The 16818-nt window shown below is 53.4% G+C and carries 15 protein-coding genes; 8 read left to right on the forward strand and 7 right to left on the reverse strand.

Features of this window, described 5'->3' with window-relative positions; all coding sequences use genetic code 11:
* Positions 1–135: 135 nt before the first annotated feature.
* From M495_RS25995 to M495_RS26115, 4 genes are all read left to right on the forward strand, one after another.
* Positions 136–2340: a phage head-binding domain-containing protein gene (locus M495_RS25995; protein ID WP_020826296.1), complete on the forward strand. Its 2205-nt coding sequence runs from the start codon at positions 136–138 to the stop codon at positions 2338–2340.
* 493 nt (positions 2341–2833) lie between these two features.
* Entirely contained in the window at positions 2834–3133 is a 300-nt protein-coding gene (locus M495_RS08845; RefSeq protein WP_020826297.1) for a hypothetical protein, read from the forward strand.
* 129 nt (positions 3134–3262) lie between these two features.
* Positions 3263–3766, forward strand: a complete 504-nt coding sequence (locus M495_RS08850) for a YlaC family protein (protein ID WP_020826298.1) — start codon at positions 3263–3265, stop codon at positions 3764–3766.
* Positions 3767–3834: 68 nt separating this feature from the next.
* On the forward strand, positions 3835–3966 hold the full coding sequence (locus M495_RS26115) for a hypothetical protein (RefSeq protein ID WP_012006291.1): 132 nt from the start codon (positions 3835–3837) through the stop codon (positions 3964–3966).
* Between the two features lie 226 nt (positions 3967–4192).
* Here M495_RS26115 and M495_RS26120 read toward each other — a convergent pair whose 3' ends face one another.
* The 4 genes from M495_RS26120 to mdoC all read right to left on the reverse strand — a co-directional run bounded on the left by M495_RS26120 (position 4193) and on the right by mdoC (position 8301).
* Positions 4193–4318: a hypothetical protein gene (locus tag M495_RS26120; RefSeq protein ID WP_255417459.1), complete on the reverse strand. Its 126-nt coding sequence runs from the start codon at positions 4316–4318 to the stop codon at positions 4193–4195.
* Between the two features lie 274 nt (positions 4319–4592).
* Positions 4593–6314 carry a potassium/proton antiporter gene (locus tag M495_RS08855; RefSeq protein ID WP_020826299.1) on the reverse strand — a complete coding sequence of 574 codons (1722 nt, stop codon included), beginning with the start codon at positions 6312–6314 and terminating at the stop codon, positions 4593–4595.
* Between the two features lie 301 nt (positions 6315–6615).
* Positions 6616–6843 carry a hypothetical protein gene (locus M495_RS08860; RefSeq protein WP_020826300.1) on the reverse strand — a complete coding sequence of 76 codons (228 nt, stop codon included), beginning with the start codon at positions 6841–6843 and terminating at the stop codon, positions 6616–6618.
* Positions 6844–7170: 327 nt separating this feature from the next.
* The gene (mdoC, locus tag M495_RS08865) at positions 7171–8301 is read right to left on the reverse strand and encodes a glucans biosynthesis protein MdoC (protein WP_020826301.1); all 1131 of its coding nucleotides are present in this window, start codon (positions 8299–8301) and stop codon (positions 7171–7173) included.
* A gap of 258 nt (positions 8302–8559) precedes the next feature.
* Between mdoC and M495_RS08870 the strand changes: the two genes are divergently transcribed.
* From M495_RS08870 to M495_RS08880, 3 genes are all read left to right on the forward strand, one after another.
* Entirely contained in the window at positions 8560–10128 is a 1569-nt protein-coding gene (locus M495_RS08870) for a glucan biosynthesis protein G (RefSeq protein WP_020826302.1), read from the forward strand.
* Complete coding sequence (gene mdoH, locus M495_RS08875; RefSeq protein WP_041414429.1) at positions 10121–12682, forward strand: glucans biosynthesis glucosyltransferase MdoH; 2562 nt, start codon at positions 10121–10123, stop codon at positions 12680–12682. Before M495_RS08870 ends, mdoH begins: the two co-directional genes overlap by 8 nt.
* A 162-nt stretch (positions 12683–12844) precedes the next feature.
* Positions 12845–13090 (forward strand): YceK/YidQ family lipoprotein, encoded by a 246-nt coding sequence (locus M495_RS08880; protein ID WP_104410961.1) that lies wholly within the window; start codon positions 12845–12847, stop codon positions 13088–13090.
* Between the two features lies 1 nt (position 13091).
* On the opposite strand, the gene M495_RS08885 is transcribed toward M495_RS08880, so the two are convergent.
* A complete protein-coding gene (locus tag M495_RS08885; protein WP_020826305.1) occupies positions 13092–13640 on the reverse strand; it encodes a GNAT family N-acetyltransferase in 549 nt (182 codons plus the stop codon).
* Positions 13641–13702: 62 nt separating this feature from the next.
* On the reverse strand, positions 13703–14080 hold the full coding sequence (locus tag M495_RS08890) for a MysB family protein (protein ID WP_020826306.1): 378 nt from the start codon (positions 14078–14080) through the stop codon (positions 13703–13705).
* A 206-nt stretch (positions 14081–14286) separates the two neighbouring features.
* On the opposite strand from M495_RS08890, the gene leuA reads away from it, so the two are divergent.
* Positions 14287–15957: a 2-isopropylmalate synthase gene (leuA, locus tag M495_RS08895; RefSeq protein ID WP_020826307.1), complete on the forward strand. Its 1671-nt coding sequence runs from the start codon at positions 14287–14289 to the stop codon at positions 15955–15957.
* Here leuA and M495_RS08900 read toward each other — a convergent pair.
* A complete protein-coding gene (locus M495_RS08900) occupies positions 15942–16703 on the reverse strand; it encodes an AraC family transcriptional regulator (protein WP_020826308.1) in 762 nt (253 codons plus the stop codon). The genes leuA and M495_RS08900 overlap by 16 nt on opposite strands.
* Between the last annotated feature and the right edge of the window lie 115 nt (positions 16704–16818).

The raw sequence follows: 16818 nt of genomic DNA on the forward strand, positions 1-16818 counted from the left end.
GCCTCACCGGTGGGTGGATCGGCATGATATGGCGAACTGTATAAATCAACAATAGTACCATTTTGGTACTTAAAAGCCCTAAACACTACCGCAAGCCTTGCCTTGTGGGGATTTCGCACGCCTGGAGAAAAATAAATGGCTGACACCATTACCCCGAACGTTGTTGTTTCAATGCCGTCACAACTGTTTACGCTCGCACGTGCATTCAAGGCGGCGGCAAACGGAAAAATTTACATCGGTAAAATCGACACCGATCCGACAATTCCTGAGAACCAAATCCAGGTATACCTCGAGAATGAGGACGACACGCACGTACCGATTGCTCAGCCGATCATTATTAATTCCGGTGGCTACCCCGTGTATGGCGGCCAGATTGCCAAGTTCGTGACGGTTCAGGGTCACAGCATGGCGGTCTACGACGCATACAATGCGCAGCAGTTCTATTTCCCTAACGTGCTGAAATATGACCCTGACCAGTTCGCTAATCGGCTTAAAGATCCGTATGGTGCCGGATATATTAGCAACGTATACAATCACTACGACACCACGTCAGAGATTAAATCTATCGAGGTTTCTTCCCTAACTAATGCAATCCACACACGCAAATATCAGGCATCATCTACAGCGCTGAGTGAAAACGTATTGTTGAGAGACGCTGCAGAGGATAGCGCAGCCAAAGCAGGAACAGACTGGAAAACAAACGGCGTAATTAACGGAAAGGCTCTGGTGTTTGATAATAAAGGCAAAGCTTTTCGGTTAATGCCGACATATGGTTATGTGACGATTGAAGGGCTTGGCGGCGGAGAGGGCACAGACGATGCATTCTTGATGGATATTGCTCAGCAGGTTTCCTCAGCCCCTGTGCGCGTCATTCCCAATAAAACGTACAGATTCAGCAGGCCTGTTAAGCACTCAGCTGGGTGCGGTTGGATAGGTAGGAATACGACGTTTATTGGACCATCCACTGGTAACAGGGTGCCTTTCATATCGTCAATTAAGACATCAACCGGCGCAAACAACGACACGGTAAACGGTACATCCGGGGTTAACAACGTCAGGTTTGAAGGGATCGTAATTGACACCAATTACCTTGATGCAACAGGTGCACTAGGGTTTAGCTTCGCAGAAAATACCCTGGACAACTGGACTGATTGCATTTTTGATAATGTTACTTTCAAAAACAGCAAATTCGATAACCTTGCTCTGCAGAATAACTGCGCCCGCGTTTACTTCCATCGATGCATCTTTGATCACGCGGGTGAAGACGCAGTAACACTGAGAAAAACATGTGAAAACATCGGATTCTTTGAATCAGTTGTCAGCAATACGGCTCAAGTTGCTAAAAGCGGCGTTTCCTTCGGCGATGGAATTGTTGTAAAGGCTAAATTTGTAATAATCGATGGGTGCCGATTCATTAACGTTGGCAACCACATTAAGGGCGCTGGCATAGCAAACAATGCCGAGGATGTGGATAACGTATTCCAAGCAAGTTATGGGACATTCGTAAACAATAGATTTGAAAGCTGTTATGGTGGCGCTGGCATCGGCACAATGAATATTGACTTCATTAACGCCGGTCAGCTGATTGAGGGGATAACACTCGACAACAATACATACATCAACACTGATGCTAACGCTGTTGGAATCCGCTATGTCAGAGATTTCAATCACGGTAAATGCAAAATAATCGGTCAGAACCTGGCTGGATACTATGCCGTAGAGTTGATTAACGTTATCAACCTTAATGGAGAGTTCGACGTTAGGACGGCCCTCGGCGGTGCAGCACTGATAAATAACTGCAATGGTCGAGCGGCGATTACGGCATTTGATGTGAGCAAAGGAGAAAACTTAAACTCTCTGACAATTACTACATGTGACAAACTTCGCGTTGACGCGAAGATAGACACTTCCGCACGAAATGGACTTGCGGTAACTACGTTCTCGAACGGCAGAATTGATTTTTCTGCGAACAATATTTTGCTTCAGGGAGCATCATTTACCGGGCTGTCACGTTCGCGTGTTAAATGCGAGGTAACACAGTGCGGAAATAATGGCGTAACCGTTGTATCTGCAAACGACTGCCCCGAAATCGACTTGGGGGCATATGACTGCGGTACCGCAACGAACGACACCTATTCATCGCTTCGATTTATAGCTGGCAGCAGAAACCGTATTCGCCTGGTATCTTCTTCTGGGCAAACCAATAAGCCGAAATATGACTTGATTGTCGAGGGTGGCGTTGCGGGGACTTCTCTTTACTACATCGTAAGCGCTGGTGTGACTGCTAAAACACTCATCTCTCCGAGTGCATCAGTGACTAAGATTGAAGCGATTGAATAGACAAGGATGGGGTAAGGCTGTGACATGGATGTTTTCACATCTGTTGATATGGATTTTATAACTCATTCAGCATGGGGCATGTATGGGGCAAAAAATTATCGCAAAACGATGCAACTACGTGGGTTGTAGCGGCTCGGTTTGCGGTAATGCTCTGTTTCTGCTCTAATTAGACCTGTAGCTTGCGATTAAAGCACGGACGCAGCAGAACTCATGGGTACCTATCCGGGTACATTTTGAAGTGTCGTTTTTAAATTTAATTAATTACAATGAGTTATGTTATTAATCTTGCTCCTGCATAGCGCGCCAGCTTCCTTTTCGGGAACAGTTACCGTAAAGCGCATCCGGGTTGATTTGCACTATCGGCTCCTTGTTGGGATTTTCGGGTGCGCTTTACCGTAACGGGTTCTCTCCTTTTCTTAATCTTCTTCTGTTGTAATCGATCTTTGCTAGACTCTAATCAGGCAGGTTCGCTGCCCGGCAACAGGAGATCGCCATGTCTGAGTCCGATCAACTGCAGGAGTTATTGCAACGTGTGGCGGCGCTCGAAGCCAGAGAGAAGTCGCTTACCGCCGCCTCCAACGCCTATCAGGCAATTATCACCACCATGCTAGGCAACCTGGCTCAACAGGAGCGTGACAAGATTATTGCGATGATCGATCAGGCGCATGAACTGGCTTATGCGCGTGCTATTCAGCGCTGCAACGAGCCGCAAAAGCAAAAAATCAAACAGGCCGATGATATCGCCCAGCGGATGTTTATGTTTGCGCAAGGCAAAAACTCGCTGCAACGCTAGCCGCAGCAGGTATAACAGTTACCGATATTAAATTGCATAACTGATCTACCTGGGCAAACTGTACCTGTGTTAGTTTGAGGAATGATTATTGATAGCAATAATGTCCCCCCAAGGCATAAGGTTGTAGCTATGGACGCGATTAAAAGCATCTTGGTAAAAGAAATCGAACGGATCAATCGACAGGAAGGACGTGACGGCAAGTTGCGCTTCAATAGCGAGTTTGCCCGCGATCACCGTTATCTGTGTCTCGCCATGTTTGCCGGTTATTTTGCCGTGATCGCCGTGATGTATCAGGTTCCTTACATGGGCTTCATCGCGTTTTTGGCTTTCACCGCCTTCGTTCTGTTCATGTTCGCCATGCTGCTGATTGAAATCAAACCGGTCTATCGCTTTGAAGATATTGGCGTGCTGGATCTGCGCGTTTGTTATAACGGCGAGTGGTATTTCACCCGGGCGCTGTCGCCGCAGTCGGTGAAGGCATTGCTGGATGAACCGACAATCGGTGCCGCGACGAAAAATCGCATGCAGGAAATCATCGCTAATAAAGGCGAGATTGATTTCTATGACGTCTACGATCTGGCGTACTCAAAGAAGCCGCAGGATGAGCAGCCGCAGGTGGCCGTGCTTAACTGAGGGTTTCCGCTCGCGCGGTTGTCGATTATACTCACGCATTGAAGTCAGATAAGCCTGAGGAATTTACGATGAGTGATGATATTTTCGATTTTGATATCGATGCCGAATTGGCGCAAGCAGAAGAAAAAGCGGCGCAGAAAGTGAAAGAACTCCCCGAGATCCTTGAGGACGAGGCGGACTGCGAAGGCTGTAAAATCTGATCGCCATCGCCTTTAAAGAACCGCTTCGGCGGTTTTTTTATGCTCCAAATTTGGGGTTGCGGGCAAAAAAAAGCCCGTTTCAGGCGGGCCAACACTTAAGTCGTATGAGGGATTATTTTTATAACCATCTGCGTCTAGCTTACGCGCAATGGCCGGTAAGTGATTTCGGTGTTTTGTAACAAAACGGTAGTTGTAGTGTTGCTATGTTACTGCGCCTGGCTGGGGATTAATCCAGTACAAATCCCCATATCAGCAATACCGCCACAATAATCACGCAGAGTGCGGAGACGGTAACCAGTATCTTTCCCAGAATGTCTTTTTCTTGCTGCTGTGCCACGTTAACGTTATCCAATTAAGAGTCTATGGACCAAATCGGCGACGCCCAGGTCCAGCACTATCACAGTCAGTGCGAGCCCCAACATGGCCGATAGAAATCGAATTTTACTGTTCAAATCGATACCCATCACCGCGATGCGATGTTCCCAGAGTAAAGGTTAAAACGCCGGAGCTGAATGCCCGGTTTGGGTTATTCCAGAGGTTAAGAACCTTCCCAGGCTTATAAGTTCCGTCTGTTTGAAAGGTCCGCTGCGGGCATGGCCGCGCAGCAGACCGGTTATGCGGAGGAATCAGTCAGTAACAATTCTTACGCCGACCTTACTGATCGCATTGCCATCCATTTCGGCGATGGTCCAGGTCAGGCCATCCCATTCGATCTGATCGCCTACTACCGGTTCGCCGCCAATCAGTTGAATGACGAATTGGCCGAGGGTTTGCTGTTCATCCACGCCTTCGTGCAGATTCAGACCATAAACCTGTGAAATATCGCTCAGGCGCGCGTCCGACTGCAGGATAAAATCACCGAAGAAGCGTTCATCCAACGTAACCACCGGCGCCTGGCTAAATAACTTACCCAGCACCGGCAGGTCGTGCTCGTGACCGATAACGCACAGAATGTCATCTTCGCGTAGTCGTGTGCTGCCGCTGGGGTGCAACAGTTCTTTGCCTCGGAACAATGCGGCAATGCGCGTACCCGGTGGCATTTTCAGCTCACGCAGCGCGGCACCGACGCACCAGTTTTCGGACGACAGCTGATAAACAAACTGCTCCCACTGGTTTTCAGGATGAACATCCAGCCCAACCCGTGAAATCGGCGCCAGCGCTGGTGGGACGATCACCTTGGCTTTCTTCGCGGCGAACGACAGGGTGGTGCCCTGCAGCAACAGGGAAACCAGCACCACAAAGAAGGCGACATTAAAGAACAGCTGAGCATTGGGCAGGCCGGCCATCATCGGGAAGACGGCCAGAATCACCGGTACGGCCCCGCGCAGGCCGACCCAGGAAATAAAGCTGCGCTCGCGCAGGGTAAAACTGCGGAACGGCAACAGCCCGATAAATACCGACAGCGGTCGGGCAAATAAGATCATCCACAGCGAAAGCAGCAGGGCAGGGATGGCGATCGGCAGCAGCTCATGCGGGTTCAGCAATAATCCCAGCACCAGGAACATGCCGATCTGGCTCAGCCATGCCAGGCCGTCAAAAGTTTGCACGATGCCGTGCCGGTTGCGGATCGGGCGATTACCCAGCATCAGGCCGCACAGGTATACCGCCAGAATGCCGCTGCCGTCCAGTGCGGTGGTCAGGGCAAAAATCAGAATGCCGCCGCTGACGGCCAGCAGCGGATACAGGCCTTCTGCCAGTTTAATGTGGTTGATTAACGTCAGCAGTAGCCAACCGCCGCCAAGACCAAAGACAATCCCCATGCCGAACTGCTGCAACAGATGGAGAGGGAACATCCAGCTCAGCGTGGTTTCGCCTGCGGCGATCATCGCAATCAGCGTAATGGTAAGGAACACCGCCATGGGATCGTTGCTGCCGGATTCGATTTCCAGCGTGGCGCTGACACGTTCGTTCAGTCCTTTACCACCTAATAGCGAGAAGACTGCCGCGGCGTCGGTGGAGCCGATAATGGCGCCAATCAGCATGCCCTGCAGCAGATCGAGGTTGAACAGCCAGGCGGCGGCCAGCCCGGTCAGCCCGGCGGTGATCACCACGCCGATAGTTGCCAGCGAAAGTGCCGGCCACAGCGCGACGCGGAATGAGCTGACTCGGGTACGCATCCCGCCGTCCAGCAGGATCACCGCCAGCGCCAGGTTACTGACCAGATAGGCCACCGGATAGTTGCTGAAAACGATACCGCCCGGACCATCGACCCCCGCCAACATGCCAATGGCCAGGAAGATCACCAGAATAGGAATACCCAGGCGTGACGAAAATGAACTGAGAAGAATACTTGCTCCCACCAACACGGCACCGATGATGAACAAACTGTTAATGGTGCTGGCATCCAAAATGACGTTCTCCTGCAGGCTGGGGGGAAGGGCGTTGCGCGCTAGCGCAGATACCCCCTGATGATAGCCTGTTTTTCAGGTAAAACGCCAAGGCTGATTCATAAAACAGTTTGACCTTTATTGTCATTTAAGCGGAGAACCATATGGAAGTGGGGAGAAACCGGTGAACTTCTTTCTTTTATCTATATTTATCAGCTTGCTGTGATTGCGCTTAGGCAATAAATGGTGGGCGTTGCCGTGCCCGGAGAAGGAAAAACCATTAAACCCCCTCCAGGAGGCTTAATGGTTTGCAGGCGAGGCGTTATAAATGGTCGAGTGACTGCAGGGCCCGTCTGATCAGCTCGGCAGCCAGTTTTCTTTCTGACTCTGAAATACCGTCAAGGTTAAGGCTGGAAAGTTCGGCGACCAGAATGCTGCGATCCTTGCCGCTGATCGACGAATCCAGTGCGGAAAGCAACCGGCCAAGAATTTTCAGTAGGGTGGCGTTCTCTGGTACGGCTTCCTGAGCCGAAGTGTCTTTATCAGTCATTAAAAATCCTCTCTGTCGTGACGGAAGGGAGATGCTGCAAGCCTTGTCGCGATGGTGACAAGGCCGTCCCTTAGGGTTCATTGAGCCCAATCGCTACCGTAAGGCAGGGATGTGGATTTCCACTTATGCATTGCCGTTATAACAACTCGCGGCAATATGCTCCAGCATAACTTTGCCTTAACTTTCGCCATAGGGGTGAGCAATCTGTGCTCAGTGCTTGAATCACCAGGCGCGTTGCCGGTGCGAAGGTAAATGATAAAGGTACTGGTAGACGAAGCGATGACAGTGAGCTACCCGGCAAGCCGAAACGGCTGCCGGGCAGTAGGATTATTGCGGTTTACCAGAGAACAGAAAACGGAACAGCGGGATACGCTTGTGCAGTTCATATAACAGGAAGGCGCAAGAGAAGACAAACACCAATCCGGCCAGAAAACCCAGCAGGTTATTGTTGATATGTGGCGTCACAAAAGCGCCATATATCAGGGTTAGCGGATGGTGCACCAGATATATAAACAGCGATGCATTCACCAGATAAGTGATACGCGGTGAGTGATAGTTCAGCAGATTATGTCCGAATGAGAAAATCACGTTGGCCATCAGGATCCCCAACAGGGTTTTGATCAGCACTTCCAGCTCAAACATATAGCTGCTGTGAGCCAGAAACTTCTGATTTAACATATAGGCAATGAACAGCAACAGCGAACCCAGCAGCGCGCCGAGGGACGGTTTGAGGAAAATCTCTTTCAGCCACACGTACTTAAAGGCATAGGCGCCCAGGATGAAGAACGGCAGGTAGAACATCGTCTCCATCACCACAAAATTGAACAGACCATTGGAGAGTAAAGCTGGCGCAAAAATTAAAATAATACGGTGCGCGGCCGAATAGCATAAAGCATAAATAAGAAAGAGCAGTGAGATGTTTCCTAATCCGGTCATTTTATTTATCGGGTAGGGAACGGTATTATTTTTAAGTGCCTTGATTTTTTTGAACAGATAAAAACATAGGGTGGTCAGCAATGACAGGGTTAATAAAAACCACAGGTGAGAAACCAGCTCCCAAACTGTTACATTTATTTTCTGATAGAGCGAAAAATTTTCCCAACCGTTTAATTTGTCCGTGAAGTATTTCAGCATGAAAAACTGCGGCACCGTTATTAACGGAATCGAACTCAGCAGGGGGATCGCCACTCGCTCAAGCCTGACCTTCAGCCACTGGTGGCGCTCGTAGCGCTCATAGAGCATATAAGAGAAGTAGCCGGAAATCACGAAGAACACCTGCATGCGGAAAGCATGGATGAAGTCGTTCAGCACCGTCAGCGAGAAGGAGGGGCTGGCGCTGTTCACCGCCCAGGTATGGCTGGAATAAATCAGAGAAAGATGAAAAGGGATGCCGAGCAACATCAAATAAGCCCGGATCGAATCGAGGAAAAACTCGCGTTGGTTGCTGCCTTTAGTCATAGGTTACCGCTGGTGATTTTATCGAGTGGTCATTAACACGCTTAATAAGTCGGCAATGGTTAAATCGAATCACAAACCCTACTATACCGTTTCACATTTTTCCATAGCGTCTTGATGCGCGGCTTGCTACGCTGGTGTTTAGTCAGCTGCTTAAACTATGAGCCATAAACATGAACCATCCATTTATCATGTTGTCGGAAAGCTGAATAATCCATTAATATGGATTTAAATGATTTGAGCACACGAATAGGGGGGGATGTGCTAGTTAATATATTATCCAAAAAACCACGCGCCGCGAGCGTACGTTGGTTAGGTGCGACCGTATTGTTCACGCTGTTTACTTCGCCGGCATGGGCTTTTTCTATAGATGATGTGGCCAAGCAGGCGCAGGATCTGGCAGGAAAAGGCTTCGAAGCCCCGAAGAGCAACCTTCCTTCTCAATTCCGTGAGATGAAATTCGCGGATTACCAACAGATTCAGTTCAATCACGATAAAGCCTATTGGAGCAAACTGAAAACCCCTTTCAAGCTTGAGTTTTATCATCAGGGGATGTACTTCGATACGCCGGTGAAAATCAATGAAGTCACCGCGACCAGCGTAAAACAGATCAAGTACAGCCCGGACTACTTTAACTTCGGTTCGGTAAAACACGATCCGGAGTCGGTAAAAAACCTCGGTTTTGCCGGTTTCAAGGTGATTTATCCGATCAACAGTGCGGATAAGAACGACGAAATTATGAGCCTGCTGGGCGCGAGCTACTTCCGCGTGGTAGGTAAAGGGCAGGTTTACGGGCTTTCTGCACGTGGCCTGGCGATTGATACTGCGTTGCCGTCCGGCGAAGAATTCCCGCGTTTCCGCGAATTCTGGGTTGAACGTCCGAAGCAGGGCGACAAGCATCTGGTAATTTACGCGCTGCTGGATTCACCGCGTGCTACCGGGGCTTACCGTTTTGTGGTTTATCCGGGCCGCGACACCACCGTGGACGTTGAGTCCAAAGTGTTCCTGCGCGACAAAGTCGGCAAACTGGGCATGGCACCGCTGACCAGCATGTACCTGTTCGGGCCGAGTCAGCCATCGCCAACCCTGAACTACCGTCCGGCGCTGCATGACTCCAACGGTCTGTCTATCCATGCCGGTAACGGCGAGTGGATCTGGCGTCCGTTGAATAATCCGAAGCATCTGTCCGTCAGCACTTACCAGGTCGAAAACCCGAAAGGTTTCGGTCTGCTGCAGCGCGGTCGTAACTTCAAGGATTACGAAGATCTGGACGATCGCTACGATCTGCGCCCAAGCGCCTGGATCGAGCCACGCGGCGACTGGGGCAAGGGCAAGGTTGAGCTGGTGGAGATCCCGACAGCGGATGAAACCAATGACAACATCGTTGCTTTCTGGACGCCAGACGTTCTGCCGGACGCCAAAACTCCGCTGGCACTGAGCTATCGCCTGCATTTCACCCGTGACGAAGACAAACTGCATTCGCAGGACATTGCCTACGTCAGCCAGACCATGCGTTCAACCGGTGACGTGAAGCAGTCCAACCTGATCCGCGAGCCAGACGGCAGCGTGGCATTCCTGGTTGACTTCGTTGGCCCGGTACTGAAAGGCTTGGACGGCGCTACGCCGGTTGCCTCTCAGGTGAGCATCGGCGACAACGGTGAAATGGTAGAAAACAATGTCCGCTATAATCCAGTGACCAAAGGCTGGCGCCTGACGCTGCGTCTGAAAGTGAAAGACGACAAGAAGCCGGTAGAAATGCGCGCAGCGCTGGTCAATGGTGATAAGACCCTGTCGGAAACCTGGAGCTATCAGCTACCTGCCAATGAATAAGCCTACTCAACTTGCCCAGGATTATCTTGCGGCAATGCCTCTGACCGCTGAGCGGTCAGAGGCGCTTAAACCACAGCCGGGGGCGGATGACGCCCAGGCTTTTGAGGCGCTGCATCGCAAGATGGGCGCTGACGATGCCAACGTCAATACGCTGTCTGCCGATGACGTCACGCTGGCCTCGGTCAAAACACGAATCGAAGACGCCTGGCCGGATGCGGTTAGCGACAAAGATTTCGATACCGACGTGGAAGGGCGCAGCATTCTCAAGGCTACGCCGCCAATCAAACGCACCAGCATGTTCCCGGAAGCCTGGCGTACCAACCCGGTGGCGCGCTTCTGGGATTCTCTGCTGGGGCGCACGACGCACAATCGTCACGCCTCCAAAGAGGAAGCCGCGGCGGAAAACCGCTGGCGCGTGGTCGGCTCGATGCGTCGTTATGTGCTGTTGGTGCTGATGCTGGTGCAGACCGGCATCGCCACCTGGTACATGAAAACGATTCTGCCGTATCAGGGCTGGGCGCTGATCGACCCGATGGCCATGTGGGATCAGGATCTGATGCAGTCGGTGCTGCAACTGCTGCCTTATGTGTTGCAAACCGGCATTTTAATCCTGTTCGCGATCCTGTTCTGTTGGGTCTCGGCCGGTTTCTGGACTGCGCTGATGGGCTTCCTGCAGTTACTGATCGGCAAAGACAAATACAGTATTTCTTCCACCATCAAAGGCGATGAGCCGATCGACCCGACGCATCGCACCGCGTTGATCATGCCAATCTGTAACGAAGACGTCGAACGCGTGTTCGCCGGCCTGCGCGCGACCTATGAGTCCGTCGCGGCCACCGGCCAGCTCGAGCATTTCGATATCTACGTGCTGAGCGACAGCTACGACCCGGATATCTGCATGGCGGAACAGAAAGCCTGGATGGAACTGTGCCGCGACGTAGATGGCCATGGCCGTATCTTCTATCGCCGTCGCCGTCGCCGCGTGAAACGCAAAAGCGGCAACATCGACGACTTCTGCCGTCGCTGGGGTGGCGAATACAGCTACATGGTGATCCTGGATGCCGACAGCGTGATGAGCGGTGAGTGTCTCACCGGTCTGGTGCGCCTGATGGAAGCCAACCCGAACGCCGGTATTATTCAGTCTGCGCCGAAAGCATCAGGCATGGATACGCTGTATGCCCGCGTGCAGCAGTTTGCCACCCGGGTTTACGGGCCGCTGTTTACTGCCGGTCTGCATTTCTGGCAGTTGGGTGAATCGCACTATTGGGGCCATAACGCCATTATCCGCGTGAAGCCGTTTATCGAACACTGTGCGCTGGCACCACTGCCTGGCGAAGGCTCTTTTGCCGGCTCCATCTTGTCGCATGACTTTGTGGAAGCCGCGTTGATGCGCCGTGCCGGTTGGGGCGTGTGGATTGCTTACGATCTGCCGGGCAGCTATGAAGAACTGCCGCCGAACCTGCTGGATGAGTTGAAGCGTGACCGTCGCTGGTGCCACGGTAACCTGATGAACTTCCGCCTGTTCCTGGTCAAGGGCATGCACCCGGTACACCGTGCGGTGTTCCTGACCGGTGTGATGTCCTACCTGTCGGCACCGCTGTGGTTTATGTTCCTGGCGCTGTCTACCGCGCTGCAGGTGGTGCATACCCTGATGGAGCCGCAGTACTTCCTGCAACCGCGCCAGCTGTTCCCGGTGTGGCCGCAGTGGCGTCCTGAACTGGCGATAGCGCTGTTCTCTACCACGCTGGTGCTGCTGTTCTTGCCTAAACTGTTGAGCATTGTGCTGATCTGGGCGAAGGGTGCCAAGGAGTACGGCGGCGGTATACGCCTGTTCCTGTCGATGCTGATGGAAATGCTGTTCTCGGTGCTGCTGGCGCCGGTGCGCATGCTGTTCCACACGGTGTTCGTGGTCAGTGCCTTCCTGGGTTGGGAAGTGGTATGGAACTCGCCACAGCGTGACGATGATGACACCCCTTGGGGCGAAGCCTTTAAACGCCACGGTTCACAGATGCTGCTCGGTCTGGTCTGGGCTGGCGGTATGGCCTGGCTGGATCTGCGCTTCCTGTGGTGGCTGTCGCCAATCGTCTTCTCGCTGATCCTGTCGCCGTTCGTTTCGGTCTTGTCGAGCCGTGCGACGTTAGGTATCAAGAGCAAGCGCGCCAAGCTGTTCCTGATCCCGGAAGAGTATTCGCCGCCGCGCGAACTGGTGGCAACGGAAGAATATCTGCAGCTTAACCGTGAACGCGCACTGAGCAATGGCTTTATGCACGCTGTGGTTAACCCGTCCTTCAACGCATTGGCGACGGCGCTGGCTACTGCGCGTCACCATCTGCGTGGTGCCATCGAGCGTAATCGTGAAGAGCGAGTGAACGAGGCGTTGGAGCTGGGGCCGGAGAAGCTGGTGAAAGGCAAACGTCTTGAGCTGCTGAGCGATCCTGTCGCGCTGTCGCGTTTGCATCAGCGGGTTTGGCTACTGCCGCAGGGTGCCGCCTGGCGCGAGTTTTATCAGCAACTGCCGCACAATGAGCGGGCTCATCCGGTGGGTCAGCGTTAAAGGCTGATCGGGTGACCTGAACGGGGAATACGCATAGCGTGTTCCCCGTTTTTTTTGGTATTTGGCTTACGCAACGCCGACAAACTCACGTGAAAAACTGTGTTAAAATTCGCGCCGGGCGTTGTGGCCCCACAAAACAAACCCGGGGCAAAAATCATTTTGGTGAATCTCTCTTCTCTTCTTCGTCTGGTATTGCTGGTGGCAGGAGTCACGGCGTTAACCGGCTGCGGCAGTATTATCAGTCGCACAGTGCCGGGGGCCGGGCACGGCCATCAATATTATCCGGGCGTTCAGTGGGATCTGCGCGATAGCCCCTGGCGGTATATCACGGTCATTGATGTGCCGCTGTCGATGGTGGTAGATACCTTTATGCTGCCGTTTGACGCCCAACACGGCCCCTACGAATAAGCTAATCCCCGGTGGCAAATACCACCAGTTGGTAACCCTGATCACCACAGCGGAACGGAGCCAGCGCCGTCATCTGCAAGCCCTGTACATGGGCCGCCAACGAATGCGGGTTACTGTCGTCAATAAAAAGCGCGCCAACGTCGAACTCCTTGCGGGTACGCGCCTTGACGGCGGCGTAGAGCTGCTTCAGCACGCCTTTGCCACGCCAGGCGCTGTCAAGGCACACCGGACCATACAGAAACACCCGCTGCTCACTCAGTGGCCGTCCCTTGAATGATTGGCCGGCCAGCGTGTCCAGCATCGCATCCACCACCGGCGGGTGCGGTTGCGCATTCGTCGGCATCAGGCAGACAAACCCGGCCAGGGCTCCACCTTCGACCGCCACCAGAATGCCCAGCCCCTGGTTAATGCTTGTGAGCTGCGCTTCATTCATGCGCGAGACGATAAATCCCTGGCGCTTTTGGCTGTCGCTCAAGTTTGCCGGGGTGTTTTGTTTTTGCAGTTGCAAAATCGCGGGGAAATCTTCGGGACGCGCCTGGCGGATAATCATGCAGCCTCTCAGAAAATCATAGGGTGAAGGGCGGGGGATTGTCTGCTCCCGCCCGTGATCATTCAACGCTCATCCCACTCGTCGGCGGCTGTTTGGCCCTCTTCGGTATCCAACGGCGGATCGAGCTGGAAGTCTCCTTCTTCCCACTCGTGCAGCGTATTTTCCTCAATCCATTCGGCGCTGATTTCGACTTCGTCATAATCCCCGTCGAAAATAGCCTGAGCGGCAGCGCCGCTGCGTAACGTCAGGCATTCGACCGATTCGCCTTCTTGTTCAAAGAATTCGGCCTGCCACATGATATCACCATCCAGCATCACGTATTTTTGCAGATTGAACTGTTGCGGCACCGGCGGTTCGTCGTCGTTACCGCCTTCGGCAGACTCGATAAACTCCTCGCGCGCCGCTTCAACGGCTTCTTCCAGGGTTGCATACAGGCTCATATTTTTCTCCAGTCAGGGTAAGCATTGCTCAGGGCTGGGTGCGCCGAAGCGCCATGACAAACGTCAGAAGTAATTGTTGCCGCACTGGCGCAGGATGCAAATTTTTTTGTTGTCCGTTTCGCGACGATGGTTGTCTGCTAAGCGGGAGCAGGAGGGATCACGGCAGGAAATAATAGGGCATTGCTTATTACCGCCAGGAGAGTGCCATGTTAACCGACCCTTCAATCAAATACCGTCCGTTCCCGCCCGTGACCTTGCCGGATCGCCAGTGGCCGTGCCGCACTTTGCAGCAGGCACCGCGCTGGTGCTCCAGCGATTTGCGTGACGGCAATCAGGCGCTGGCGGAACCTATGGATAACGCCCGCAAACACCAGTTCTACCAGATGCTCCTGGCGTGCGGGTTCAAAGAGATTGAGGTGGCGTTTCCTTCTGCCTCGCAAACGGACTTCGATTTTGTCCGCTCGCTGATTGATGAGCAGTTGATCCCGGACGACGTCAGTATTCAGGTGCTAACCCAATCGCGAGACGATTTGATCGATCGTACCTTCGACGCGTTGCGTGGCGCACCACGCGCCATCGTGCACCTGTATAACGCTACCGCACCGATGTTTCGTGAAATCGTCTTCAAACAGGACAAAGCGGCAACGGTAGCGCTGGCGGTTAACGGCGCGCTGCGTATTCGACAGCAGTGCGAGCAGCAGCCGGAAACGACATGGACCTTCGAATATTCACCGGAGACTTTCTGCTTTACCGAGTTGGAGTTTGCGCTGGAGATCTGTGAAGCCGTTGCCGATGTCTGGCAGCCTGGGCCGGGGCGGCCGATGATCATCAACCTGCCGGCCACGGTGGAGGTCAGTACGCCGAACGTCTATGCCGACCAGATTGAGTGGTTCTGCCGGCGTTTCAGTCAGCGCAACCGGGTGACCATCAGCGTGCATCCGCATAACGATCGTGGCACAGGAGTGGCCTGCGCCGAGCTGGCAATGCTGGCCGGTGCCGATCGGGTCGAAGGTTGTCTGTTCGGCAACGGTGAACGCACCGGCAATGTCGATCTGGTGACGCTGGCGCTCAACCTGTATACCCAGGGCGTTGCGCCGGGGCTGGATTTCAGCCAACTGAAGCAGGTGGTGGAGGTAGTTGAGCAGTGTAACCAACTGCCGGTTCATCCGCGTCATCCTTACGCCGGTGAGTTGGTGTTCACCGCCTTTTCCGGCTCTCATCAGGATGCGATTAAAAAAGGCTTTGCCGCCCAACAGCAGAGGCAGGACGGTCTGTGGCAGGTGCCTTATTTACCGCTCGATCCGGCGGACGTCGGCTGCAGCTATGAGGCGGTGATCCGGGTTAACAGCCAGTCGGGCAAAAGCGGCGCTGCCTGGCTACTGGAACAGAACCATGGGCTGTCGTTGCCGCGTGGGCTGCAAATTGATTTCAGCAAGGTGGTGCAGCAGGCGACCGACGGCAGCGGCAAAGAGATGACCACCGCTGAGCTGTGGCGGCTGTTTAGAATCAGCTATGGTTTGGTGGAACAACCGCGGCTGCAGTTGCTGAGCTATCAGACCGAAAGCCACAGCATCGAGGCTTATAGTTTCAGTGCCAGGGTGTTGTTCGAAGGGCAACAGCAACGGCTGCTGGGGGTAGGGAACGGTTTGTTGTCCAGCGCGGTGGATGCGCTGCGCCAGCGCTTTGGCTTGAATTTGGCGATAGAGGATTATCACGAACACACGCTGGGGCATCAGAGCCAAAGCCGTGCCGTGGCCTATATTCGCTGTACGCTGGCGCACGGTGAGGCGGCTTATGGGGTCGGCATCGACGTCGATTCTGCCAGCGCTTCCCTGCAGGCGTTGTTCAACGTGGCTGCGCGTTATTTAGCGAAATAAGTGCTGGGCGCAACGCCCAGCTGGCGGCGGAACATGGCGCTGAAAGCACTGGGGCTGTCATAGCCCAAGTCCAGCGCCACTTCCAGCACCGAATGCCCGGCGGCCAGGGCATTCAATGCCGCCAGCAAACGGGCGCGGCGCACCCAGTCGCCAAAACGCAGCCCGGTTTCTCGTTGAAAACGTCGTGACAGCGTGCGGCCGCTGACGTTGATGTAGCTGGCGGCCTGTTCTAACTCCCAGGGGTGTGCCAGCGATTGCTGAATATGCCGGCACAACCTTAATAGGGCATCGCTGCGCGGTTCGGGCAAATTCAGCGGCAGGATTGGCAGCACACGCAATTCATCCAGGATCAGCTCCATAATTCGCTCTTCACGACCTCCCGTCGGATAATCCGCCGTAATGTCCATCGCACAGATAATCAGCTCACGCAGCAACGGGGATATCTGCACCACTTCGCAGCTTGCCGGCAGGTCGGCTCGTGCCAGCGGATCGACTAACAGCGCTCTTGCCGCCACTTTACCGGTGATTTGCAGACTGTGTTCTACGCGCGCAGGCAGCCAAACGCCACGCCCTGGGGGGACCACCCAACTGCCCAGACGAGTATTCACTTGCACTACGCCGCTCAGGCTATGAATCAACTGTGCACAGTCGTGGTAATGGAGCGGTTCGAACTCGCCGTGCTGATAATCTTTGGCGACCGGCACAATCGAGCGGTTCGCGGGCACAGCGTCATGAAAAAGCAGCATTTCTTGGGGCATCCCCGGTCCACGGAAAATCATAATGGCAGCATGCCACGCCGATACCTTTCATACCAGCCTCTGGTACGGTGAGGCGTTATAGTCTATAAATAAACAATATATA

This window comes from Serratia liquefaciens ATCC 27592, assembly GCF_000422085.1.
GTDB classification, from domain to species: domain Bacteria; phylum Pseudomonadota; class Gammaproteobacteria; order Enterobacterales; family Enterobacteriaceae; genus Serratia; species Serratia liquefaciens.

Bases quoted from the DNA above. Each gene is read 5' to 3' on its own strand.
- M495_RS25995 (WP_020826296.1), top strand. From the start codon at position 136: ATGGCTGACACCATTACCCCGAACGTTGTTGTTTCAATGCCGTCACAA.
- M495_RS08845 (WP_020826297.1), top strand. From the start codon at position 2,834: ATGTCTGAGTCCGATCAACTGCAGGAGTTATTGCAACGTGTGGCGGCG.
- M495_RS08850 (WP_020826298.1), top strand. From the start codon at position 3,263: ATGGACGCGATTAAAAGCATCTTGGTAAAAGAAATCGAACGGATCAAT.
- M495_RS26115 (WP_012006291.1), top strand. From the start codon at position 3,835: ATGAGTGATGATATTTTCGATTTTGATATCGATGCCGAATTGGCGCAA.
- M495_RS08860 (WP_020826300.1), bottom strand. From the start codon at position 6,843: ATGACTGATAAAGACACTTCGGCTCAGGAAGCCGTACCAGAGAACGCC.
- mdoC (WP_020826301.1), bottom strand. From the start codon at position 8,301: ATGACTAAAGGCAGCAACCAACGCGAGTTTTTCCTCGATTCGATCCGG.
- mdoH (WP_041414429.1), top strand. From the start codon at position 10,121: ATGAATAAGCCTACTCAACTTGCCCAGGATTATCTTGCGGCAATGCCT.
- M495_RS08885 (WP_020826305.1), bottom strand. From the start codon at position 13,640: ATGATTATCCGCCAGGCGCGTCCCGAAGATTTCCCCGCGATTTTGCAA.
- M495_RS08890 (WP_020826306.1), bottom strand. From the start codon at position 14,080: ATGAGCCTGTATGCAACCCTGGAAGAAGCCGTTGAAGCGGCGCGCGAG.
- leuA (WP_020826307.1), top strand. From the start codon at position 14,287: ATGTTAACCGACCCTTCAATCAAATACCGTCCGTTCCCGCCCGTGACC.
- M495_RS08900 (WP_020826308.1), bottom strand. From the start codon at position 16,703: ATGCTGCTTTTTCATGACGCTGTGCCCGCGAACCGCTCGATTGTGCCG.